Annotated in this window: 21 protein-coding genes and 2 riboswitches; of the genes, 19 read left to right on the top strand and 2 right to left on the bottom strand. The window is 67.1% G+C overall.

What is annotated here, in order from left to right; genetic code table 11:
* Nucleotides 1-15: 15 nt before the first annotated feature.
* Nucleotides 16-110, top strand: a riboswitch (glycine riboswitch).
* A gap of 67 nt (nt 111-177) precedes the next feature.
* A riboswitch (glycine riboswitch) is annotated at nt 178-301 on the top strand.
* Nucleotides 302-354: 53 nt separating this feature from the next.
* The 8 genes from AC3WS6_RS07930 (at nt 355) to AC3WS6_RS07965 (ending at nt 10,909) form a co-directional block, all read left to right on the top strand.
* The gene (locus AC3WS6_RS07930; RefSeq protein ID WP_492500498.1) at nt 355-1,539 is read left to right on the top strand and encodes a glycine cleavage system aminomethyltransferase GcvT; all 1,185 of its coding nucleotides are present in this window, start codon (nt 355-357) and stop codon (nt 1,537-1,539) included.
* Nucleotides 1,536-1,913, top strand: coding sequence for a glycine cleavage system protein GcvH (gene gcvH, locus AC3WS6_RS07935; protein WP_492500499.1), 378 nt, complete (start codon nt 1,536-1,538; stop codon nt 1,911-1,913). Before AC3WS6_RS07930 ends, gcvH begins: the two co-directional genes overlap by 4 nt.
* 61 nt (nt 1,914-1,974) lie before the next feature.
* Nucleotides 1,975-4,803, top strand: a complete 2,829-nt coding sequence (gene gcvP / locus AC3WS6_RS07940) for an aminomethyl-transferring glycine dehydrogenase (protein ID WP_492501468.1) — start codon at nt 1,975-1,977, stop codon at nt 4,801-4,803.
* Between the two features lie 225 nt (nt 4,804-5,028).
* Nucleotides 5,029-6,705, top strand: a complete 1,677-nt coding sequence (locus tag AC3WS6_RS07945; protein WP_492500500.1) for a peptide ABC transporter substrate-binding protein — start codon at nt 5,029-5,031, stop codon at nt 6,703-6,705.
* Between the two features lie 104 nt (nt 6,706-6,809).
* On the top strand, nt 6,810-7,736 hold the full coding sequence (locus tag AC3WS6_RS07950; protein WP_492500501.1) for an ABC transporter permease: 927 nt from the start codon (nt 6,810-6,812) through the stop codon (nt 7,734-7,736).
* Nucleotides 7,729-8,673, top strand: coding sequence for an ABC transporter permease (locus AC3WS6_RS07955; RefSeq protein WP_492500502.1), 945 nt, complete (start codon nt 7,729-7,731; stop codon nt 8,671-8,673). Before AC3WS6_RS07950 ends, AC3WS6_RS07955 begins: the two co-directional genes overlap by 8 nt.
* Nucleotides 8,670-10,343, top strand: coding sequence for a dipeptide ABC transporter ATP-binding protein (locus tag AC3WS6_RS07960; protein ID WP_492500503.1), 1,674 nt, complete (start codon nt 8,670-8,672; stop codon nt 10,341-10,343). Before AC3WS6_RS07955 ends, AC3WS6_RS07960 begins: the two co-directional genes overlap by 4 nt.
* Before the next feature lie 2 nt (nt 10,344-10,345).
* Entirely contained in the window at nt 10,346-10,909 is a 564-nt protein-coding gene (locus tag AC3WS6_RS07965; protein ID WP_492500504.1) for a PH domain-containing protein, read from the top strand.
* A gap of 31 nt (nt 10,910-10,940) precedes the next feature.
* Here the strand turns inward: AC3WS6_RS07965 and AC3WS6_RS07970 are convergent, their stop codons facing one another.
* Nucleotides 10,941-11,726 carry a CPBP family intramembrane glutamic endopeptidase gene (locus tag AC3WS6_RS07970; protein WP_492500505.1) on the bottom strand — a complete coding sequence of 262 codons (786 nt, stop codon included), beginning with the start codon at nt 11,724-11,726 and terminating at the stop codon, nt 10,941-10,943.
* A gap of 101 nt (nt 11,727-11,827) precedes the next feature.
* On the opposite strand from AC3WS6_RS07970, the gene typA reads away from it, so the two are divergent.
* The 4 genes from typA to AC3WS6_RS07990 all read left to right on the top strand — a co-directional run bounded on the left by typA (nt 11,828) and on the right by AC3WS6_RS07990 (nt 17,609).
* The gene (gene typA, locus AC3WS6_RS07975) at nt 11,828-13,741 is read left to right on the top strand and encodes a translational GTPase TypA (protein ID WP_492500506.1); all 1,914 of its coding nucleotides are present in this window, start codon (nt 11,828-11,830) and stop codon (nt 13,739-13,741) included.
* Between the two features lie 170 nt (nt 13,742-13,911).
* Nucleotides 13,912-14,793 carry an aggregation-promoting factor C-terminal-like domain-containing protein gene (locus AC3WS6_RS07980; protein ID WP_492500507.1) on the top strand — a complete coding sequence of 294 codons (882 nt, stop codon included), beginning with the start codon at nt 13,912-13,914 and terminating at the stop codon, nt 14,791-14,793.
* 134 nt (nt 14,794-14,927) lie between these two features.
* Nucleotides 14,928-15,944, top strand: coding sequence for a glutaminase A (glsA, locus tag AC3WS6_RS07985; RefSeq protein ID WP_492500508.1), 1,017 nt, complete (start codon nt 14,928-14,930; stop codon nt 15,942-15,944).
* Between the two features lie 33 nt (nt 15,945-15,977).
* Nucleotides 15,978-17,609 carry an MFS transporter gene (locus AC3WS6_RS07990; RefSeq protein WP_492500509.1) on the top strand — a complete coding sequence of 544 codons (1,632 nt, stop codon included), beginning with the start codon at nt 15,978-15,980 and terminating at the stop codon, nt 17,607-17,609.
* A 2-nt stretch (nt 17,610-17,611) separates the two neighbouring features.
* On the opposite strand, the gene AC3WS6_RS07995 is transcribed toward AC3WS6_RS07990, so the two are convergent.
* The gene (locus AC3WS6_RS07995) at nt 17,612-18,160 is read right to left on the bottom strand and encodes a helix-turn-helix domain-containing protein (RefSeq protein WP_492500510.1); all 549 of its coding nucleotides are present in this window, start codon (nt 18,158-18,160) and stop codon (nt 17,612-17,614) included.
* A gap of 93 nt (nt 18,161-18,253) precedes the next feature.
* Here AC3WS6_RS07995 and AC3WS6_RS08000 point away from each other — a divergent pair, with 93 nt between their 5' ends.
* The 7 genes from AC3WS6_RS08000 to AC3WS6_RS08030 all read left to right on the top strand — a co-directional run bounded on the left by AC3WS6_RS08000 (nt 18,254) and on the right by AC3WS6_RS08030 (nt 23,197).
* Complete coding sequence (locus AC3WS6_RS08000; RefSeq protein ID WP_492500511.1) at nt 18,254-18,970, top strand: AzlC family ABC transporter permease; 717 nt, start codon at nt 18,254-18,256, stop codon at nt 18,968-18,970.
* Complete coding sequence (locus tag AC3WS6_RS08005) at nt 18,967-19,281, top strand: AzlD domain-containing protein (protein WP_492500512.1); 315 nt, start codon at nt 18,967-18,969, stop codon at nt 19,279-19,281. Before AC3WS6_RS08000 ends, AC3WS6_RS08005 begins: the two co-directional genes overlap by 4 nt.
* A gap of 36 nt (nt 19,282-19,317) precedes the next feature.
* A complete protein-coding gene (locus tag AC3WS6_RS08010; protein ID WP_492500513.1) occupies nt 19,318-19,794 on the top strand; it encodes a histidinol dehydrogenase in 477 nt (158 codons plus the stop codon).
* Nucleotides 19,795-19,803: 9 nt separating this feature from the next.
* Nucleotides 19,804-20,124 carry a ferredoxin gene (gene fdxA / locus AC3WS6_RS08015; RefSeq protein ID WP_042542002.1) on the top strand — a complete coding sequence of 107 codons (321 nt, stop codon included), beginning with the start codon at nt 19,804-19,806 and terminating at the stop codon, nt 20,122-20,124.
* 3 nt (nt 20,125-20,127) lie between these two features.
* A complete protein-coding gene (gene dapC / locus AC3WS6_RS08020; protein ID WP_492500514.1) occupies nt 20,128-21,240 on the top strand; it encodes a succinyldiaminopimelate transaminase in 1,113 nt (370 codons plus the stop codon).
* Nucleotides 21,241-21,386: 146 nt separating this feature from the next.
* The gene (locus tag AC3WS6_RS08025) at nt 21,387-22,706 is read left to right on the top strand and encodes a citrate synthase (protein ID WP_492500515.1); all 1,320 of its coding nucleotides are present in this window, start codon (nt 21,387-21,389) and stop codon (nt 22,704-22,706) included.
* A gap of 11 nt (nt 22,707-22,717) precedes the next feature.
* On the top strand, nt 22,718-23,197 hold the full coding sequence (locus AC3WS6_RS08030) for an SRPBCC family protein (RefSeq protein WP_492500516.1): 480 nt from the start codon (nt 22,718-22,720) through the stop codon (nt 23,195-23,197).
* Nucleotides 23,198-23,252: the final 55 nt, after the last annotated feature.

Below are 23,252 nucleotides of genomic sequence, written 5' to 3' on the forward strand. Positions count from 1 at the left end.
TTGAAGACAGGCCGAATGACCCACGCGGGAGAGCCCCGGCGAACGCAGCCGGGCACCGAAGGAGCAAGCCTCCCCGCCAATCTCTCAGGTATGCGTACCGCGCGGTTCCGGCCACTCTGAAAAGCGAAAACGAGCGAAGCGAGTTTTCGGGTTGAGCGAGGCCGCCGCAGGCGCCCGAGTCGAAACCCTGGTGAGGGACACCCCGCGTGTCTCCGCGCCTCCACACTTCGTCCCGTGATCCGCCGACGGTGAAAGCCCAGTCTCTGGGCGAAGCTCTCAGGCCCATGACAGAGGGGGAGTTCCGAGGAACGGCGCGATGTCGCCGTTCCGCCCGATCCAGCCCGGGAGAACTCCATGTCCGACCCCCGCTACACACCGCTCCGAGAACGCCATGAGGCGCTGGGCGCCTCGTTCACCGACTTCGGGGGCTGGCAGATGCCGGTCCGCTACACCTCGGACCTCGCCGAGCACCATGCGGTGCGGCAGGCCGCGGGCATCTTCGACATCTCGCACATGGCGGAGTTCCTCATCACCGGCGAATTCGCCGGAGAGTTCCTCGACTACTCGCTCGCCGGACGACTGTCGGCGATGACGGTGGGCAAGGCGAAGTACTCGCTCATGCTCGCCGACGACGGCGGGATCATCGACGACGTCATCGTCTACCGACTGGCGGATGACCGATTCCTCGTCATCGCGAACGCCGGCAACCGCGGGTTCGTCGACGCCGCCTTCGCGTCCCGCGTGCGTTCCTTCCCGTCGCGCATCGAGCGCGAACGTGCCGATCTCGCCGATGCCGAGGTGCGCACGTTCGAGGGCTTCATCGGCGACCGCGGGGTCGATGTCGAGGATGTCTCCGACGACTATGCGCTGCTCGCTGTGCAGGGTCCCGCTGCCGAGGCTGTCGTGTCGGGCACCGAGGGGATCTCCGACCTCAGCGCGCCCTGGAGCGCGCAGAAGTACTACGCCTGGGCCGACGCCTCGTATCGGGGGAACCCGCTGCTCATCGCCCGCACCGGCTACACCGGCGAGGACGGCTTCGAACTGCTCGTGCGCGCGGCCGATGCCCCCGCCCTGTGGGATGCGCTCATCGAGGCGGGACGCCCGCACGGCCTCGTCCCGGCAGGGCTCGCAGCGCGAGACACACTGCGACTCGAAGCCGGCATGCCGCTGTACGGTCACGAGCTCTCGCGCGAGGTCAAGCCGTCGCAGGCAGGTCTCGGCCGTGTCGTCGTGTCGGACAAGGAGAGCTTCATCGGCAAGGGAGCGGTGGATGCCGCATCCGATGCCGCTGTGCTCGTCGGTCTCGTCGCCGAGGGCAAGCGCGCCGGGCGTGCGGGCTATCCGGTGCTCGACGCCGACGGCGGCGTGCGGGGCGAGATCACCAGCGGCGCTCTGAGTCCCACGCTCGGACACCCGATCGCGATGGCGTACGTCGACCCTTCTTCCGCTGCGGTGGGAACCGCAGTATTCCTTGATGTGCGGGGGACCAGCATCCCCGCGACCGTGACCGCTCTGCCTTTCTATCGGAGGACCAAATGACCGACCTCAACGCACTCCACTACACCGACGAGCACGAGTGGATCGCCGCCGACGGCGACACCGCGACCATCGGCATCACCGACTACGCGGCCGACAAGCTCGGTGACGTGGTCTTCGTCGAGCTCCCGGCCGTGGGCACCGAGGTGACCGCCGGGTCCGTCGTCGGGGAGATCGAGTCGACCAAGTCCGTCGGCGAGCTCTACGCCCCCGTGACCGGCACGGTCGTCGAGATCAACGACGGCGTCGTGGATGACCCGTCACTCGTGAATGCGGAGCCGTTCGCGGGCGGCTGGCTCATCAAGGTCGCCGTCGTCGACGGCGCCCTCGACGGCCTGATGGACCGCGACGCGTACGTCGCTCTGACGGAGGGCTGATCCACCCGTGACCTCATTCGCCGCTCGTCACATCGGAACCACCGCCGCCGCCCAGCGCCAGATGCTCGACGCGCTGGGAGTCGCCTCAGACCTCGAGGACTGGAGCCCCGTCGAGGCTCTGATGCGCCAGGCCGTGCCCTCCTCGATCTTCACCACCGCAGCCGATGACTCCGTGATCCCGCGAGCCGCGAGCGAGACCGAGGCACTTGCCGAGCTGAGGGCGCTCGCCGCGCGCAACACGGTGAATCGTCCCATGATCGGGCTCGGGTACTACGGCACGATCACCCCGCAGGTGATCCAGCGCAATGTGCTCGAGAACCCCTCGTGGTACACGGCGTACACGCCCTACCAGCCGGAGATCTCACAGGGGCGCCTCGAGGCGCTCATCAACTTCCAGACCATGGTCGCTGAACTGACCGGGCTGTCGACGGCCAATGCATCGATGCTCGACGAGTCCACCGCGGTCGTCGAGGGGATGCTGCTCGCCCGACGCGCATCGAAGACGAAGTCGAATGTCTTCGCGGTCGACGCCGACGCCTTCCCGCAGACCGCCGCTCTGCTGACTGCCCGCGCCGAAGCCGTGGGGATCGAGATCGTCACGGTCGACTTCGCGGCAGGCGAGGAGCTGCCTCCCGAGCTGTTCGGCGTGTTCGTGCAGTACCCCGGGGCGTCGGGACGCGTGTGGAGTCCGAGCGCCGTGATCGATGCGGCGCACGTGGCCGGCGGTCTCGCGGTCGTCGCGGCGGATCTGCTGGCGCTGACGCTCATCTCGTCGCCCGGTTCGCTCGGCGCTGATGTGGCGGTCGGGACGACGCAGCGTTTCGGTGTGCCGATGGGTTTCGGAGGCCCGCACGCGGGCTACATGGCGGTCCGCGCCGGACTCGAGCGTCAGCTTCCGGGCCGTCTCGTCGGAGTGTCCGTCGACGCCGACGGCAAGCCGGCGTACCGGCTGTCGCTGCAGACGCGTGAACAGCACATCCGCCGCGAGAAGGCCACCAGCAACATCTGCACCGCGCAGGTGCTCCTGGCCGTGATGGCCGCGATGTACGCGGTGTACCACGGTCCCGAAGGGCTTCGAGCGATCGCCGCCGAAGCCGCGGCCAAGGCCGCTCTGCTGCGTGACTGGCTCGCCGATGCGGGCGTCGAGGTCGTGCACGACTCGTTCTTCGACACGATCAGGGCGCGCGTACCGGGCCGGGCGGCCGAGATCGTCGAGTCGGCGCATGCCGAGGGCATCCTGTTGCGCGCGAACGATGCCGACACCGTCAACGTCGCCGTCGACGAGACGACGACGGTCGCCGACCTCCACCGTGTCGCTCAGGTGTTCGGGGGCAAGCGCGATCGTGCGTTCGGATTCTTCGGCATCGGCGCGGCCGGCGCACTTCCCGAGGTGCTGCACCGGCAGGACGAGTACCTGACGCATCCGGTCTTCCACGCCCATCGCAGCGAGACCGCCATGATGCGGTACCTGAAGAGCCTCGCCGATCGGGACTACGCGCTCGATCGCGGCATGATCCCGCTCGGCTCCTGCACGATGAAGCTCAACGCGGCGACGGAGATGGCGTCGATCACCTGGCCGGAGTTCGCGGGGATCCACCCGTTCGCGCCGGCAGCCGACGTCGCGGGATACCTCGAACTCATCGACCAGCTCGAGTCCTGGCTCGCCGAGGTCACCGGCTACGACGCCGTCTCGCTGCAGCCCAACGCGGGCTCGCAGGGCGAGCTCGCCGGTCTCCTGGCGATCCGTGGCTATCACCTCGCGAACGGAGACGACCAGCGCACCGTGTGCCTGATCCCCTCGTCAGCGCACGGCACGAACGCGGCATCCGCCGTGCTCGCGGGCATGAAGGTCGTGGTCGTGGCCTGCGATGAGCTCGGCAACGTCGACCTCGCCGACCTGCGTGCCAAGATCGACGCGCACTCGACCGAGCTGTCAGCCCTGATGATCACGTACCCGTCGACGCACGGTGTCTACGAGCAGGACGTGGTCGAGATCACGTCCGCCGTTCATGGCGCGGGGGGTCAGGTGTACGTCGACGGCGCCAACCTCAACGCGCTGCTCGGCTACGCCCGATTCGGCGACCTGGGTGGCGACGTCTCGCACCTGAACCTGCACAAGACGTTCGCGATCCCGCACGGGGGCGGCGGCCCCGGCGTCGGCCCTGTCGCCGCGAAGGCGCACCTCGCGCCCTTCCTGCCCTCGCATCCGCTCGCGCAGCGCGACGAGCACGCGGGCGGGTTCGTGTTCGAGGGCGGGCCGGTGTCTGCGGCCCCGTACGGCTCCGCCGGGATCCTCCCGATCTCGTGGGCGTACGTGCGCATGATGGGCGCCGACGGACTCCGCCACGCGACCGCCGCTGCGGTGCTGTCGGCGAACTACATCGCGGCGCGTCTCGGCGAGCACTACCCGGTGCTCTACGCCGGCGAGAACGGCCGGGTGGCGCACGAGTGCATCCTCGATCTGCGTCCGCTCAAGGAGGCGACGGGCATCTCGGTCGACGACGTGGCGAAGCGACTGATCGACTACGGCTTCCACGCCCCGACGATGTCGTTCCCCGTGGCGGGCACGCTGATGGTCGAGCCGACGGAATCCGAGGATCTCGGCGAGATCGAGCGGTTCATCGAGGCGATGATCATGATCAAGGCAGAGGCCGACGACGTCGCGGCGGGTCGCTGGCCCGCCGACGACAACCCGCTTGTGGGCGCTCCGCACACCGCGGTCTCGCTGATCGCGGGGGAGTGGGATCACGCGTACACACGCGAGGACGCCGCCTACCCCGTGCATGCGCTCATCGCCGGCAAGTACTGGCCCCCGGTGCGCCGCATCGATCAGGCCTACGGCGACCGCAACCTCGTGTGCGCCTGCCCGCCGGTGGAGGCGTTCGCCTGAGTCAGGCATCACCATGAGGCGGCGTCGCATCCATCGCGGATGCGACGCCGTCGCTCGTTTCCGTGCATTTCCGCATGTTTCCGCGAGATTACAGATGGTCACCACTGAGTAACAGTTCATTAGCCGAGTGTGCCGTCCGCCGAGACCCGGGTTACAGTCAACTATCCCTACGTGCTTGATGTCGAGCGCGCAGTCTGATGAATTCCCGTCCACAGGAGGACACAAGTGAAGCGCAACAAGATCGCCCTTTCGGGCACCGCGCTGTTCGCGATCGGCGCCCTGGCGCTCGCGGGCTGCGCGAGCGGTGGCAACGACAGCGGTGACGGCGGGAACGCCGGCGGCGACGTCAATGCAGATGCCATCATCACGACCAATGGTTCCGAGCCGGAGAACCCGCTCATCCCCACCAACACCAACGAGGTGGGTGGCGGAAAGATCCTCGACGAGATCTTCGCCGGCCTGATCTACTACGACGCCGACGGCAAGCCGGTCAACGACGTGGCCGAAGAGATCACGACCGAGGACCCGCAGAACATCACGGTCAAGATCCGCGAGGGCCTGAAGTTCACCGACGGTGAAGAGGTCACCGCCGACAACTTCATCAAGGCGTGGAACTACGGTGCGCAGGCGGAGAACGCTCAGCTCTCGGGCTACTTCTTCGAGGACATCGAGGGCTTCGTCAACGACGCCGGAGACCCCGACAACCCCGACGACGACATCTTCGGCGCGCAGGGCGACATGTCCGGCCTGAAGCAGGTCGACGACTACACCTTCACGATCGCGCTGAACAAGCCGGCATCCGACTTCGCACTGCGCCTCGGATACTCGGCGTTCTACCCGCTGCCCGACGCCGCCTTCGAGGACATGGAGGCCTTCGGTCAGAACCCGATCGGCAACGGTCCGTACAAGATCGACGGCGACGACGCGTGGCAGCACGACGTGCAGATCGACCTCGTCCGCAACGATGACTACGACGGTGGCCGCAAGGCCGCCAACGGCGGTCTGACCATCAAGTTCTACGCCACGCAGGAAGCGGCGTACGCCGACCTGCAGGGTGGGGACGTCGACGTGATCGACGCGATCCCGACCGGCTCGCTCCAGGTCTTCCAGGACGAGCTCGGCGACCGCGCCGTCAACCAGCCGTCTGCGGTCTTCCAGTCGTTCACGATCGGCCAGTTCCTCCCGCACTTCAGCGGCGAAGAGGGCGAGCTGCGCCGTCAGGCGCTGTCGATGGCGATCAACCGCGACGAGATCACCGAGACGATCTTCTCGGGCACCCGCACCCCGGCATCCGACTTCACCTCCCCGGTGATCGACGGCTGGTCCGACTCGGTTCCCGGCAGCGAGGTCCTCGAGTACAACCCCGAAGAGGCGAAGAAGCTGTGGGCCGAGGCCGACGCGATCGCTCCGTGGGACGGCGAGTTCAAGATCGCTTACAACTCCGACGGCGGGCACGACGCCTGGGTCGACGCGGTGAGCAACAGCATCAAGAACACGCTGGGCATCGAGGCATCGGGCGACCCGTACCCGACCTTCCAGGATCTTCGCACGAAGATCAACGACCGCACGATCACGACTGCTGCGCGTTCGGGATGGCAGGCCGACTACCCGGGTCTGTACAACTTCCTCGGACCGCTCTACGCGACCGGCGCCGGTTCCAACGACGGTGACTACTCGAACCCCGAGTTCGACGAACTCATCAAGGCCGGCATCAGCAACCCCGACGCCGACGCGCAGATCGAGGACTTCACCCAGGCGCAGGAGGTCCTGTTCAAGGACCTTCCCGCGATCCCGCTGTGGTACGCGAACGTGACCGGCGGCTTCAGCGAGAGCGTCGACAACGTCACGTTCGGCTGGAACTCGGTTCCGCTGTACTACGAGATCACGAAGGCCGGCGAGTAAAGTCTGACGGCACTTCACCTGTGAGGCGGTGACGATTTCTTCGTCACCGCCTCACAGGCTTGTGTCCACGCGGCTTTCTTTCCCCTCACAGAAGGGACAAGTGGATGCTCGGTTACATTCTGAGACGTCTTCTGCAGGTGATCCCGGTCTTCTTCGGAGCCACCCTGCTCATCTATTTCCTGGTGTTCGCCATGCCCGGCGACCCGATCCTCGCCCTGTTCGGCGACAAGACGCCGAGCCCGGCGGTCGTCGCGCAGCTGCGCGAGCAGTACCACCTGAACGAGCCGTTCCTCGTGCAGTACTGGTACTACATCACCGGTGTGTTCCAGGGTGACCTGGGCATGACCTACTCCGGACGACCGGTCTCCGTCGTGCTCGCCGCGACCCTGCCGGTCACGGGGCGCCTCGCCGTCATGGCGATCGCGATCGAGTTCACGCTGGCGATCATCATCGGTACCATCTCGGCCCTGCGCAAGGGCAAGATCTTCGACAACGTCTCGCTGATCGTGGCTCTCGTCGCGATCGCGATCCCGATCTTCGTCGTGGCCTTCCTCGCCCAGTACTTCCTGGCGATCCAATGGGGATGGTTCAAGCCGACCGTCGGCGCCGACAACGACTGGGGCGGCCTCTGGCTTCCCGCGATCGTGCTCGGCTTCAGCCTCTACGCGGTGAGCATGCGTCTGATGCGGAGCTCGGTCATCGAGACCCTGAATCAGGACTGGGTACGCACGGCGTACAGCAAGGGTCTCTCGCGCAACCGCGTGCTTCCCGTGCACGTGCTGCGCAACTCGCTGATCCCCGTGATCACCAACTCGGCCACGAACTTCGGCGTGCTGCTCGTGGGCGCGACCGTCACCGAGGGCATCTTCAACGTGCCCGGTGTCGGTAACACGCTCTTCCAGGCGATCCAGCGCGGCGAGGGACCCACGGTCGTCTCGTTCGTGACCGTGTTCGTCATCCTGTACGTGTTGGTGAACCTGCTCATCGACCTGCTCTACGGTCTGCTCGACCCGAGGATTCGCTATGCCTGATCCCATCTCACAGAAGCACTACGTGGCCCCCGTCGAGACGGAGTCGATCGCGGTCGACGCCGTCCGGATCTCGGACAAGCCCAGCAACCTCTGGCGTGACGCCTGGTTCGATCTGCGTCGCCGTCCGCTGTTCTGGTTCTCGGTCGTGCTGGCTCTGTTCTTCCTCGTGATGGCGTTGTGGCCGACGCTCTTCACGTCCACGCCGCCGAACGACGACTGCTTCCTGTCGAACAGCAACGGCGGACCGACCGACGGTCACCCGCTCGGCTTCACGTTCCAGGGCTGCGACATCTATTCCCGCATCGTGTGGGGGTCGCAGACATCTCTGGCCGTCGGCCTCATCGCGACTCTGCTCTCGTCGGTCATCGGCTTGATCATGGGAGCCCTCGCGGGCTTCTACGGTGGATGGCTCGACGGTCTGCTCTCGCGTATCGGCGACATCTTCTTCGCGATCCCGTACATCCTCGCGGCCGTGGTCGTGATGACCGTGTTCCGGGATTCCCGCTCGGTATGGACGCTCGCCTTCGCGATCGGCGCCTTCGCGTGGGCCTCCACGGCTCGCGTCGTGCGCGCCGAGGTGCTCCGCGTGCGCCAAGCAGACTTCGTCATGGCATCGCAGGCACTCGGCCAGTCCAAGTTCAAGATCCTGCTGAACCACGTCGTCCCGAATGCGATCGCGCCTCTGCTCGTCGTGTCGACACTCGGGCTCGCGGCGGCGATCGTGGCAGAGGCGACGCTGTCGTTCCTCGGCGTCGGCCTCGGGAGCGACGTCATGTCGTGGGGGCTGGATATCGGCAGGGCTCAGGCCTCGCTGCGAGTGGCTCCCATGGCGCTCATCTACCCGTCGATCGCGCTCACCCTCGCGGTGCTCGCGTTCGTGACTCTGGGCGAGCTCATCCGAGACGCCCTCGACCCGAAGGCGAGGGCACGCCGATGAGCGAGCGAATCACCGAACAGGTCCCGCTGCTGAGCATCCGTGACCTCACGGTCGCGTTCCGCACGCAGGAGGGCCTGCGCGAAGTGCTCCACGGAGTCAGCTTCGACGTCATGCCCGGCGAGACCGTCGCCATCGTGGGCGAGTCCGGCTCGGGCAAGTCGACGACGGCCACGGCCATCGTGAACCTGCTCCCGGGAACCGGCGAGGTCACCGCGGGGTCGATCACGCTCGAGGGCCGCGAGCTCACGACGCTCAACCGTCGTGAGATCGAGGCGGTGCGCGGCCGGGACATCGGCTTCGTGCCGCAGGACCCGATGTCGAACCTCAACCCGGTCTGGAGCATCGGCTTCCAGGTCAAGGAGGCGATCCGTGCGAACGGCATCGCCCGAGGACGCGACGCCGCGAAGGCACGCACCGTCGAGGTGCTGCAGCAGGCAGGGCTCGCCGACGCCGAGAAGCGTCTGCACCAGTTCCCGCACCAGTTCTCGGGAGGCATGCGTCAGCGCGCGCTGATCGGGATGGGGCTCGCTGCCGATCCGAAGCTGCTCATCGCCGACGAGCCGACCTCGGCTCTGGATGTGACGGTGCAGCGCGTGATCCTCGATCACATGGCGACGTTGACCCGCGACAAGGGCACGTCGGTGCTGCTGATCACGCACGATCTCGGCCTCGCAGCCGAGCGTGCCGACAAGATCATCGTGATGAACGGCGGAAACATCGTCGAGGCGGGGCCGAGCCGGCTGATCCTCGAGGATCCGCAGCACCCGTACACGAAGCGTCTGGTGTCGGCAGCGCCCAGCGTGGCGTCGCAGCGCATCCAGGCCGTGGTGGAGGACCGGGGGATCGAGACGCTCGACGACCTCGCAGCCATTCCGCCGACGGTGCGCGTGGCAGGGCTCACGAAGGACTACAAGATCCGTCAGGGGAACTTCCGCAGTGAAGCCTTCCGCGCGGTCGACGATGTGTCGTTCGAGATTCCTCGGGGCAAGACTCTCGCGCTCGTCGGAGAGTCGGGCTCGGGCAAGTCCACCGTCGCGAAGATGGTGCTCAAGCTCGAGGAGCCGACCAGCGGAACGATCGAGATCGACGGCCAGGACGTGTCGAAGCTCTCCAACGCCCAGGCATTCGGGTTGCGTCGTCGCATGCAGCCGGTCTTCCAGGATCCGTACGGCTCGCTCGACCCGTTGCGCAACATCGGTAACACGATCGCCGAGCCGCTGCAGATCCATGGTGTCGGGGACAGCGCATCGCGACGTGAACGCGTCGAGGAGCTGCTGGACCAGGTGTCACTGCCGCGCGTGCTCGCCACCCGGTATCCGAACGAGCTCTCGGGCGGACAGCGCCAGCGTGTGGCTATCGCCCGCGCGCTCGCCCTCAAGCCCGACATCATCGTCCTCGATGAGGCCGTCTCGGCGCTCGATGTGCTCGTGCAGGATCAGGTGCTGCAGCTGCTCGCCGAGCTCCAGTCCGAGCTGGGACTCACGTACCTGTTCATCACGCACGACCTCGCCGTCGTGCGTGTGTCGAGCGATCTCGTGTGCGTGATGGAGAAGGGCAGGATCGTCGAGCAGGGAACTGTCGACGAGATCTTCGCCAACCCGCAGCAGGAGTACACGGATCGTCTGCTCAAGGCGATCCCGGGTGCATCGATCACCCTCGGCGGTCACTGAGAGTGAGCATCGAACCTCGACCGGAGGCCGCACGGACATTCCGTGCGGCCTCCGGGCCTGTATCCCTCGTGCTGTGCTCGCTGCTCGCGATCTTCCTGCTCGGCGATGCCGTCGTGCGCGCGGGCTGGGGGCAGATGCTCCTGCTCGCCCCGTGGGTGCTGCTCGGGCTCTGGGTCGTGTACGAGATCGCCTTCGTCTCGGCCGTGCGGGTCGACGGCGAGGGGGCGACGGTGCAGAACATGCTGCGACGCACCTCGTTCGGCTGGAGCCGCGTGCGCGACATCGACCTGCGCTGGCAGCTGCTCTTCTCGCTCGATGACGGGACGGATCTCTCGTGCTACGGCGGGCCCGCTCGCGCACGTCCGGTGCGGCGCCCGGGAGTGGGCGATGAAGCGGCCACAGCTCCGGCGGGTCTGCGCGACCTCACCGAGATCCGGGACAGGTGGCAGGCGGCGCCGTCTGGGGCTGATGCCCCGATCCGCCGTTCGTGGGACTCTCGGGCGCTGGTCGTGCTCGTCGCCATCGCCGTGTGGGCTGTGGCATCCGTTCTCATCGCCAACGGCTGAACCCGCGCGGGCTCCGCGGCGGGGCGGTGGGTCAGGTCGGAAGACCGAACAGCGCGGGGAAGGCGCTCGCGGCCCACGGGTAGCCGACGAACACCGTCGCGTCGATCAGGAAGTGCGCGACGAGGAACGGCATGAGTCGTCCTGTGCGCAGGAACAGCCAGCCGAAGAGCAGCCCCATCGCGAGGTTGCCGATGAACGCCCCCGGCCCCTGGTACAGGTGGTAGCTCGCTCGCAGCACAGACGTGGCCACGATGATCGTCCACGGCCCCCAACCCAGCTGCTTCAGCCTCGCGAAGAGGTAGCCGAGCACGACGAACTCCTCCTGCAGCGATGCGCGGGCCGCCGCGAGCAGAAGCACGGGAATCGTCCACCAGTGGGAGTCGAGCCCTGAGGGATCGACCGCGACGAACAGTCCCAGGGCACGCCCCGCCAGATACAGCCCGAGACCGGGGATGCCGATGGCCGCGACGAGCAGGACGCCTCGGCCGATGTCGGATCCGACGCGTGTGCCGTCGAGGCCGAGGCGACCGAGGTGGGGCCTGCGCGATTGCCAGAGCAGGAAGCAGACCAGGAGGACCGGAACGAGCGAGAACCCGATCGAGAGGATCTGGTAGATCAGGTCGAAGATCTCCCGATCGCTGCGCGACGGATTGAGGGTGGCCGTCTGATCGGCGAGCGGTGTCGAGTCGGTGAGCCGGTATGCGAGCTGGACGATCGCGTAGATCGCGGATTGCCCGAGGCCGAGCGCGAGGACGATCGCGATCTCCCACCACAGTCGAGCACGTGACGGAGCGGGGGAGAAGTCGGTGGTGGTCACGATCACGATCGTACTTGCGGCGTACAGGAACGGATTCGCGGCATACGATAGTCTGGAACGTCGGCTTCTCGACAAAAACCCACACTCTTTAGGACATCTGCATGGCGCACGCCCTTCGCTCTGACCTCCGCAACGTCGCAATCGTCGCGCACGTCGACCACGGCAAGACCACTCTCGTCGACGCCATGCTGCGTCAGACCGGCTCGTTCGGTGAACACGCCCACGTCGATGAGCGCGCGATGGACTCGAACGACCTCGAGCGTGAGAAGGGCATCACGATCCTCGCCAAGAACACGGCGATCACCTACAAGGGCAAGCACGCTCAGGGCAAGGAGATCACGATCAACGTGATCGACACCCCGGGCCACGCCGACTTCGGCGGCGAGGTCGAGCGCGGCCTGTCCATGGTCGACGGTGTCGTTCTGCTGGTCGACGCGAGCGAGGGCCCGCTGCCGCAGACCCGCTTCGTGCTGCGCAAGGCTCTCGAGTCCAAGCTCCCCGTCATCCTCCTGGTCAACAAGACCGACCGTCCCGACGCTCGCATCGCCGAGGTCGAGGAAGAGGCGCACGACCTGCTCCTGGGACTCGCGTCCGACCTCGTCGACGACGTGCCCGACCTCGACGTCGATGCGCTGCTCGACGTCCCGGTGGTCTACGCGTCCGGCCGTGCCGGTGCGGCATCGCAGAACCGTCCCGCCGACGGCTCGCTGCCCGACAACGACGACCTCGAGCCGCTGTTCGAGGCGATCCTCGAGCACGTGCCCGCGCCGTCCTATGACGATGAGGCTCCGCTGCAGGCGTGGGTCACGAACCTCGACTCCAGCCCGTTCCTCGGTCGCCTCGCGCTCCTGCGCGTCTTCAACGGCACGCTGAAGAAGGGCCAGACCGTCGCGTGGGTCCGCGCAGACGGCACCACCAGCAACGCCCGCATCACGGAGCTGCTCAAGACGCGTGCGCTCGAGCGCTACCCCGCAGAGTCCGCAGGTCCCGGCGACATCGTCGCGATCGCGGGCTTCGAGAACATCACGATCGGCGAGACCATCGCCGACCCCGAGGATGTGCGCCCGCTTCCCGCGATCACGGTCGACGACCCCGCCATCTCGATGACGATCGGCACGAACACCTCGCCGCTCATGGGCAAGGTCAAGGGTCACAAGCTCACGGCTCGCATGGTCAAGGACCGTCTCGACAAGGAGCTGATCGGAAACGTCTCGCTCAAGGTCGTCGACATCGGACGACCCGACGCGTGGGAGGTGCAGGGCCGAGGCGAGCTCGCTCTGGCCATCCTCGTCGAGAACATGCGTCGTGAGGGCTTCGAGCTCACCGTCGGCAAGCCGCAGGTGGTCACGAAGAAGATCGACGGCAAGACGTACGAGCCTTTCGAGCACCTCACGATCGACACCCCGGAGGAGCACCTCGGGGCGATCACTCAGCTTCTCGCGAACCGCAAGGGTCGCATGGAGAACATGACGAACCACGGCACCGGCTGGGTGCGCATGGAGTTCATCGTCCCGTCGCGCGGCCTCATCGGCTTCCGCAGCGAGTTCCTCACGACCACGCGCGGTACGGGCATCGCCAACGCGATCTCGCACGGCTACGAGCCGTGGGCCGGTTCCATCACGACGCGTCAGAACGGCTCGATCGTCGCCGACCGTCAGGGTGTCGTCACCCCGTTCGCGATGATCGCCCTGCAGGAGCGCATGTCGTTCTTCGTGCAGCCCACGCAGGAGGTCTACGAGGGCATGGTCATCGGCGAGAACTCCCGCGCCGACGACATGGACGTGAACATCACCAAGGAGAAGAAGCTCACCAACATGCGTGCAGCGAGCTCCGACACCTTCGAGTCGATGACGCCCCCGCGTCAGCTGACGCTCGAGGAGAGCCTCGAGTTCGCGCGTGACGACGAATGCGTCGAGGTCACGCCCGAGGTTGTCCGCATCCGCAAGGTGAACCTCGACGCCAACACCCGTGCGCGTGAGACCGCCCGCCTGAAGCGCCAGGACGCGAACGCCTGAGTCGTCCCACGAAGGCTTCGATGAAGGGGCCCTGCACCGCCTGAGAGCGCTGCAGGGCCCCTTTCTCATGCTTCACCCAGGTCAGATGTTGCAGAATCGTTACCTTGCGCCTGGGATCGACTCCCGATGAGGATCCCGCGAGGGGCGTACGACGACCCGAAAGTCGATTCATGCTTCAGAACACCCGTGCCCTTCGGCGCGCCTCCGACGCGGCATCCGCCCGAGCCGCCGCGAAATCCCGCCGCTCTCGATGGATCCTCGGATCGGTGGCCGGTGGTGCCGCCGGAATCGCCCTGACACTCGGCATCGTCGCCGCGCCTGCCGCGGCGGCGGAACTGCCCGATGCGGTGGACCACGTGACCGCACTGGTCACCGGCGCCGATCCGCTGCACAAGACCGTCGATGATTCGGCGATCACCATCAAGCTCGCGAAGGATGCCATCGCGGCAGCCGATGCCAAGAACGCCGAGGTCGCGGCATCCGGCCTCGATCTCGCCGGCGCCCCCGCGGCGGTCGAGACCCAGGACCTCGGCACGTGGATCGGGCAGCTCGCCGACCGCGATTCGCTGAGCGACCGTGAGCTGAGGAGCCTGACCGCCTACACGGCGACCGGCACCGACGCGATCGTCGCCGAGACGGCGGCGCTCCAGTCCTCGTACGATGCGGCCCAGCAGGCCAAGGCCGCAGCGGAGCAGGCAGCGGCGGAGGCGGCCGCCGCTGCGGAGGCGCTCGCGCAGGCGAACACCGTCGACGGCGCGAAGTCCACAGCCCGCAGCATGGCGTCGAGCCAGTACGGCTGGGGCGACGATCAGTTCTCCTGCCTGAACTCCCTGTGGACGAAGGAGTCAGGGTGGAACTATCAGGCCTACAACTCGTCGGGGGGAGCAACCGGCATCCCGCAGGCGCTCCCGGGCAGCAAGATGGCCTCGGCGGGCAGCGATTGGCAGACCAACGCGTCGACGCAGATCGCCTGGGGCCTCGGATACATCTCGTCGGTCTACGGCACTCCCTGCAGCGCGTGGTCGCACTCGCAGGCGACGAACTGGTACTGATCCTTCCGGAATCGATCCGATCGGATCCGGACCGGAATGCTGACATGACGGCCCTCTGCCCTAGGCAGGGGGCCGTCTCTGGCGCTACGGTGAGCGGAAGATGGCTGGGGCGTCGTCGATCCTGAGGAGGACGTGTGGACCCTGCTGTGCTCACCGGCGTCACCCAGAGCGTCTCCACAGGCTCGCTTCCGGGTTGGGACCGTGTGGATGAGCTCGTTCGAGAAGCGCATCGGCGATACGCGGATGAGCGCAGCGGAGCGGTCGCCGACTACATCCCCCTTCTGGCCGAGGTCGACCCGGAGCTCTTCGGACTCGCGTTGATCGAGTCGAACGGCGGACTGCACGATGCGGGCGACGCGCTGCACAGCTTCTCTATCCAATCGATCTCGAAGATGTTCGTGTACGCACTCGCGATCCAGGAGCACGGGCACGCGCTCGTGAGGGACATCGTCGGTGTGAACAACACCGGGCTGCCGTTCAACTCCGTGGTCGCCATCGAGCTCAACGGCGGTCATCCGATGAACCCGATGGTCAACGCCGGCGCGATCGCCACCACGGCACTCGTGCCCGGCAGCACCCCGGCCGAGCAGTGGGAGCGGCTCAGCGACGGACTCTCGGCGTTCGCAGGGCGGCCGCTGACGTTGGACGGAGTCGTGTATTCGTCGGAGGCCGAGACGAACGACCGCAATCGCGCGATCGGACGTCTGCTGCGCAGCTACGGCAGGCTCGAGGGGGATCCCGACGAGGTGGTCGACGTCTACACGCGGCAGTGCGCACTCAGCGTCACGGCTCATGATCTGGCGGTGATGGGGGCGACGCTCGCCGACGGTGGAGTGAACCCTGTGACCGGTGAGCGCGTGGTCTCGGCCGACGTGTGCCGCGATACGCTCGCCGTGGTCGCCTCGACAGGTCTGTACGAGCGCTCGGGGGAGTGGCTCTTCGAGATCGGCCTCCCGGCCAAGTCCGGTGTCGCGGGAGGCATCGTCGCCGTCGCTCCTGGCAAAGGTGCGGTGGCCGGATTCTCACCGCGGCTCGACCACGCGGGAAACTCGGTGCGCTCGCAGCTCGCGATCGGACATCTCTCGCGCTCCCTGGGGTTGAACCTCTTCGCCTCGGCCCCGGCGTCGTCATCGGACCACCCCGAGACCTGACATCCACACGCATCCCGTTCGGAGGACACTGCCATGACCCAGACCACGTCTCCCTCCTCGACCACGAAGGCATCGTGGATGCCGCTCGCCAGCCTCTTCCTCGCGCAGGTGCTGATGTCGTTCAACGTGGCCGCGCTGCCGATCTCGCTCGGCGGCATCGTCAGCGATTTCGGTGTGCCGCCGACTGTCGCGAGCACCACGATCGTCATGTACGGACTCGCCGTCGCCGCGCTCGTCATGACCGGTGCCAAACTCGGACAGCGCGTGGGATGGGTGCTCATCTTCCGCGTCGTCATCGTGCTCTTCGCCGCGTCGTCGCTGTTCATGATCTTCGCGCCGAGCGTCGGATGGGCGATCGCGGGTCAAGCCGTCGCGGGTGCGGCCGCCGCCATCATCGTGCCGTCCATCGTGGCGCTGATCGCCGAGAACTACCGCGGCGCGCAGCAAGCCACCGCGATCGGTGCGATCGGATCGGCCCGCGCCATCTCGGGCGTCACGGCGTTCCTCATCGGCGGCACCCTCGGCACTCTCGTCGGATGGCGGCCGATGTTCGTCATCGTCTTCGGCATCGCCGTGATCGTCTTCGCATTCAGCTTCACCCTGCGCGGGGATCGGGGAGACGCGTCGATCCGGATCGATCTGGTGGCCTCCCTCCTCATCGGTGCGGCGATCGTCCTCCTGACGCTGGGCTTCAACAATCTGAACGGGTGGGGCGCGATCGCGGCCACCGAGGCGGCCCCGTTCAGCGTTCTCGGTCTCTCACCGGCGCCGGTGTTCATCGTGGTGGGCGTGGTGCTCGGCCAGTTCTTCTTCGTGTGGACGCGCAGACGCATGGCCGAGGGCAAGGTGCCTCTGATCGACCTGAGTGTGCTCGACTCGTCGAAGGAGCGGGCGGCGGTCTATGCGATGTTCATCGTGGTCGCGCTCGAAGCGTGCGTGAACTTCACGATTCCGCTCTACATACAGATCGTTCAGGGACGCACCCCGTTCGACACCTCGCTCGCCATGATGCCCTTCAACCTCACGGTGTTCATCACAGCGACGCTGGTGGTGCGCTTCTACAAGACGTATCCGCCGCGCGTGATCGGTGTGTTCGGGTTCATCCTCACCACCGCTGCGCTCGTGTGGCTCTCGTTCGTGGTGAACAACAACTGGGAGACGCTCCCGACGATTCTCGGTCTGGTGATCTTCGGCATCGGCCAGGGGGCGCTCGTCACGCTGGTCTTCAACGTTCTGGTGACGTCGGCTCCGTCGGAGCTGGCCGGTGATGTGGGATCTCTACGGGGGACGACGCAGAACCTCGCCTCCGCGGTGGGAACAGCGCTCGCGGGTGCCCTGCTGGTGTCGCTGCTCGGTCTGAGCGTCGGTCGCGCCGTCGTGGAGAACCCCGAGCTGCCGCCGGAGCTCGTGGCGCAGGTCGACCTCGACGCGGTGAACTTCGTCAGCAACGACGACCTCCGCGCCGTTCTGGAACTGACCGACGCCACGCCCGCGCAGGTCGATGCCGCGGTGGCCGTGAACGAACAGGCGCGCCTCGGAACGCTGCGGCTGGGGTTGCTCATCCTCGCGGGGATCAGCGCCGTGGCGATCCTGCCTGCGTCGAGGCTGCCGCGGTACAAGCCCGACGAGATCCCGGATCCTTCCCCCACAGTCGGCGGCGACTGAGGTCAGCGCAGCTCCGAGATGAGCACCGCGCTGGTTCCGGGCGCCATCGCCTCGAACACGTGCGGCGCATCGCCGGGGTAGGAGAGGTAGTCTCCCGGGTTCAGCAGCACGGGGTCCGCGACGGGGCCGACACGGGCCTGTCCCGACACGAGGATCACATGCTCGGTGGTGCCGCTGTGGTGCGGATCCGAGCGCCGCGGGTCGCCGGGTTCTCCCTGGATGAGATAGACATCGCGTCGTGCTCCGGGAGGGCTGGCCGAGAGCAGCGTCGCGCTGTACGCAGCAGCAGCGGAGGGGACGCCGGCGTGCGCATCGGCGCGGATGAGGGTGGGTGCGTTCGTCTGCTGGTCGACGAGCACGGCGAACGGCACGTTCAACGCCACTCCCAGTGCCCACAGGGTCTCGACGCTGGGGTTCCCCGCACCGGACTCGAGTTGTGAGACGGTCGCCTTCGAGATCTTCGCGCGTCGTGCGAGCTCCGAGACCGAGAAGCCGGCGGCCTCTCGTTCTCGACGCAGGGTTCGGGAGATCCGGGTGCGGAGTTCATCCATGTGTTCATCATGTCAAACGAACGTTCGCTTGACGATCCTCCTGAGCGTGTTCAGAATGATCTACATGTGTTCACTGTGCCGAACGGGGCGGGTATGAGCGCCGAGCGTGAGGTGTGGCGCGAGGCTCTCGGCGTAGTGCTTGCGACGAGCGCGTACGGCGTCTCGTTCGGGGCCCTGTCCGTGGCGTCGGGCCTCGACGTCTGGCAGACGTGCGTGCTCAGCCTGCTGATGTTCACCGGCGGCTCGCAGTTCGCGTTCATCGGGGTCTTCGCGGCGGGAGGGGTCGCCGCTCTGCCCTCTGCGATCGCTTCGGCCGGGCTGCTCGGAGTGCGCAACGTGGCCTACGGCATGCGCATGTCGCCGATCGTCGGAACGACCCGTGGCCGTCGCGTCGCCGCGGCGCATTTCACGATCGACGAGTCGACCGCCGTGTCGATCTCGCAGCAGGACCCCCGACTGCGCCGGGTCGGCTTCTGGGTCACCGGCATCGGGATCTTCGTCGGCTGGAACATCACGACTCTGGTCGGCGCACTCGTCGGTGATGTGCTCGGCGACCCGAAGACGTGGGGGCTGGATGCGGCGGCGGCCGCGGCCTTCCTCGCACTCCTGTGGCCACGGCTCAGGGAGCGCCAGGCGATCGCTGTCGGTGTCGCGGCCGCGGTCGTCGCGGCCGCGTGCACCCCGTTCATCATGCCCGGTCTTCCCGTTCTGGTCGCTGCTGTCGTGGCGATCGTCGTCGGCTGGTTCAACTGGTTCGGCCGCGAGGGCGACTCCGCTTCCGCGTCCGCTTCCGCAGGAGGGTCGACATGAGCGTCTGGAGCGCGGTACTGCTCGCCGCTGTCATCTGCCTGGCGCTCAAGGCGGTGGGCTACCTCGTGCCGCCGTCGGTCCTGGAGGAGCCGCGGCCGGCCCGAGTCACGGATCTGCTGACGGTCGCCCTGCTCGCGGCGCTGGTCGCCGTGCAGACGCTGGGCGCCGGACAGGCTGTCATGGTCGACGCCCGGCTGCCGGCGGTGCTCGTCGCCGCAGGACTGCTCTGGATGAAGCAGTCCTTCCTCGTCGTGGTGGTCGCCGCCGCAGCCGTCGCAGCGCTTCTGCGCGTGCTGGGCCTCGCCGCCTGACCGGCGAGGTGCGCGCGTCGCGCGTAAGATCGTCTCGTGCGTATCGGATGGATCTCCCGGGTGCTCTCCTGGATCGCCGCGGCCCTGGTCGGCGGCGTGTTCGGCATCGCCGGGACGATCGGCCACAGTCTGATGTGGGGTCCGATCCCCGTCGGGCTCATCGTCGGAGCGGTGGCGTGCGGAGCGATCCTCATCGCGATCAGGTCACTGACGCACGACCGTGGTGCGACCCTCGCGGCGGGCCTCGGGATGGTCGGCATGCTCGTTCTCATCTCGGGCGTCGGTCCCGGGGGTTCCGTGGTGGTGCAGGACACCGTCAGCGGCCGGATCTGGATCTACCTCGTCGCGGGACTCGTGCTGCTCGCGGTCGCCTGGCCCTCTCTGTCGCGGCTGCCCGTCCGCACGGACGCGGGTGCCGAGCCGGCTGCGTCGACTGCGTATCCTGCGGTCGACGACGCTTCGCCACTCACTCGCCGGTCGGCGCTGGACGATCGGACAGGTCGCGAGTCGTAGACTGAAGGGGTGACGTATGTGATCGCCCTTCCGTGCGTCGATGTCAAGGATCGCGCCTGCATCGACGAGTGCCCCGTTGACTGTATCTACGAGGGCGAACGCTCGCTGTACATCCATCCCGACGAATGCGTCGACTGCGGTGCATGCGAGCCGGTCTGCCCCGTCGAGGCGATCTACTACGAAGACGACCTCCCCGACGAGTGGCAGGACTACTACAAGGCCAACGTCGAGTTCTTCGACGAGGTCGGCTCTCCCGGAGGCGCGGCCAAGGTCGGAGTCATCGCGCACGACCACCCGATCATCGCTGCCCTCCCGCCTCAGGGCGAGTAGTCGATGAGTGTGCGCGATCTGGCCGACTATCCCTGGGATGCGGTCGTTCCCTACCGTGAGCGCGCGTCCCTGCATCCGCAGGGCATCGTCGACCTGTCGGTGGGCTCGCCGGTCGATCCGACCCCGGAGCTGATCCGCCGGGCTCTGTCCGAGGCGACGGATGCGCACGCGTACCCTCAGACCGTCGGGACCCCGGCGCTGCGCGAGGCGATCGTCGACTGGTATGCGCGGCGCAGGGGAGTGCCGGATCTCACCGTGGCGAACGTGCTTCCGACCATCGGCTCCAAAGAACTCGTCGCGCTGCTGCCCACGCTCCTCGGGCTCGGCGAGGGCGACATCGTGGTGCATCCGCGTATCGCCTACCCGACGTACGAGGTGGGCGCCCGCGTCGTGGGCGCGACGCCGCTGGCCGCCGACGACCCGGCCGAATGGCCCGAAGGCGCGAAGCTGATCTGGATCAACACTCCGGGAAACCCCGACGGGCGCACCTGGACGGTCGATGAGCTCTCGACGGCAGTCCGACGCGCGCGCGAGATCGGAGCCGTGCTCGCCAGCGACGAGTGCTACGCGGAGCTCGGCTGGGACGGCCGCTGGGCGAGCGAGCCCATTCCCTCGATCCTCGACCCGCGCGTCGCAGGAGACAGCCGAGCCAATCTGCTGAGCGTGTACTCGCTCAGCAAGCAGTCGAATCTCGCCGGGTACCGCGCGGCGTTCGTCGCAGGATGCGCGCGCATCGTCGGCGAACTGCTCACGGCACGCAAGCATCTCGGCCTGATGCCGCCCGAGCCCGTGCAGCACGCCATGGCTGTCGCGCTGGGCGACGACGAGCACGTTGCGGCGCAGAAGGAGCTGTATCGGCGTCGACGCGACGTTCTGCGACCCGCGCTCGAGGCCGCTGGCTTCCGGATCGATGGATCCGAGGCGGGTCTCTACCTCTGGGCGACCGAGAGGAAGGACGCGTGGGAGAGCATCGCGCGTCTCGCGGATCTCGGCATTCTGGCGGGACCGGGGCCCTTCTACGGTCCGCACTCGGGTCAGCACGTCAGGCTCGCGCTGACCGCGCCGACGGAGCGGATCGTCGAGGGTGCACGCCGCCTTCACTCACACGCCTTGTAGGTTCTCGCCTCAACGCACGCCTTCTTTTGTCCGATGTCACAGTAGGCCAGTGCGCCTACTAGGCTGTAGAGGCGATTCGGTCGTGTATCGATGATCTCGATCCGGCCCGGCGCACAGCGCCGTGACATTCGCCACATCCGGCTTTGATGAACATCCACGAGGAGGCCCGCGTGAGCGCAGCGGCAGAGCAGCAGGCGACGGCGAAGCTGACGATCGGCGATACGACAGCGGAGTTCCCGCTCGTGCGCGGCACGGCGGGGAACGACAGCATCGATTTCTCGACGCTGACCCGCCAGACCGGCTACACGGGGTTGGACTACGGGTTCGTCAACACGGCATCCACCAAGTCGGACATCACGTTCATCGACGGCGACAAGGGCATCCTGCGCTACCGCGGTTACCCGATCGAGCAGCTCGCGGGCAACACGAGCTACCTCGAGGTCGCCTGGCTCCTGATCTACGGCGAGCTTCCGTCGGCTGCCGAGCTGGCGGAGTTCGACGAGAAGATCCGTCGCCACACGCTGCTGCACGAGGATCTCAAGCGCTTCTTCTCGGCCCTGCCGCACACCGCGCACCCGATGTCGGTGCTGTCGTCGGCGGTCGCGGCTCTCTCGACCTACTACGAGGGCCAGACCGACCCGCACAATCCCGAGCATGTCGAACTCAACATGATCCGCATGCTCGCCAAACTCCCGGTGATCGCTGCGTATGCGCACAAGAAGAGCGTCGGTCAGGCGTTCCTCTACCCCGACAACTCGCTCGGCTTCGTCGAGAACTTCCTGAAGCTCAACTTCGGTGTGCATTCGGAGGAGTACGAGGTCAACCCCGTGATGTCGAAGGCGCTCGAGCTGCTGCTCATCCTGCACGAGGACCACGAGCAGAACGCGTCGACCTCGACCGTGCGCCTGGTCGGATCGACGGGTGCGAACCAGTTCGCCTCGATCTCGGCCGGCATCCAGGCCCTCTCGGGCCCCCTGCACGGCGGTGCGAACGAAGCCGTTCTCACGATGCTCGGGCAGATCCGCGACTCGGGGCAGAGCGTCTCCCGCTTCGTCGAGCGGGTGAAGAACAAAGAAGAGGGCGTGAAGCTGATGGGCTTCGGGCACCGGGTCTACAAGAACTACGACCCCCGTGCCAAGCTCGTCAAGGAAGCCGCCGGCGAAGTGCTCGCCGAGCTGGGCGTCACCGACCCGCTGCTCGACCTCGCTCAGGAACTCGAGGAGCTCGCGCTCGCCGACGACTACTTCAGGGAGCGTCGTCTCTACCCCAACGTCGACTTCTACACCGGGGTCATCTACAAGGCGATGGGCTTCCCGACGCGCATGTTCACCGTGCTGTTCGCGATCGGACGCCTGCCCGGCTGGCTCGCGCAGTGGCGCGAGCTGCAGCTCGACCCGCAGACCAAGATCGGCCGCCCGCAGCAGCTCTACACGGGATCCCCGGAGCGAACCTTCCAGACCCGCTGATCCGAGGCGCGATGCCCGTCGTCACTGCAGAGGCCGTCGTTCCGGTGGATCCGGCGACGGCCTTCGCGGTCTCGCAGACCACCGGAGCGGTGCGTCGCCGGTGGGATCCGTTCATCAGCGAGCAGCATTTCCTCGATGGGGCGGAGGTCGCGGCCAAGGACGTCCGTACCTTCACGCGACAGCGCTTCGGCCTCTCGATGGTGAGCCGTTACGTGTCGTACGCGCCGCCACGCAACGTCGGTATGGTGATGGAGTCCGGGCCGTGGTTCTTCACCAAGCTCGGCGGCGGCTGGCGGTTCACCGCGGTGGCTGGGGGCACGCTCGCCGTCTGGAAGTACAACTTCTCATGTCGCCCGGAGTGGATCGCTCCCTTGGCCGAATGGATCGGCGTGCGGGTGCTCGGCTTCGAGATCAGACGACGCCTCGCAGGGTTCGTCCGCGGATGCTCGGACCCTGAGGTCCTGGCCGAAGCGCGTCGCGCTGCGGGCTGACCCGGAAACGACGAGCGGGTGCGTCGATGCCTGAGCATCGGCGCACCCGCGGGTG

Source organism: Microbacterium sp. EB106-03-03-XG65, assembly GCF_058791955.1.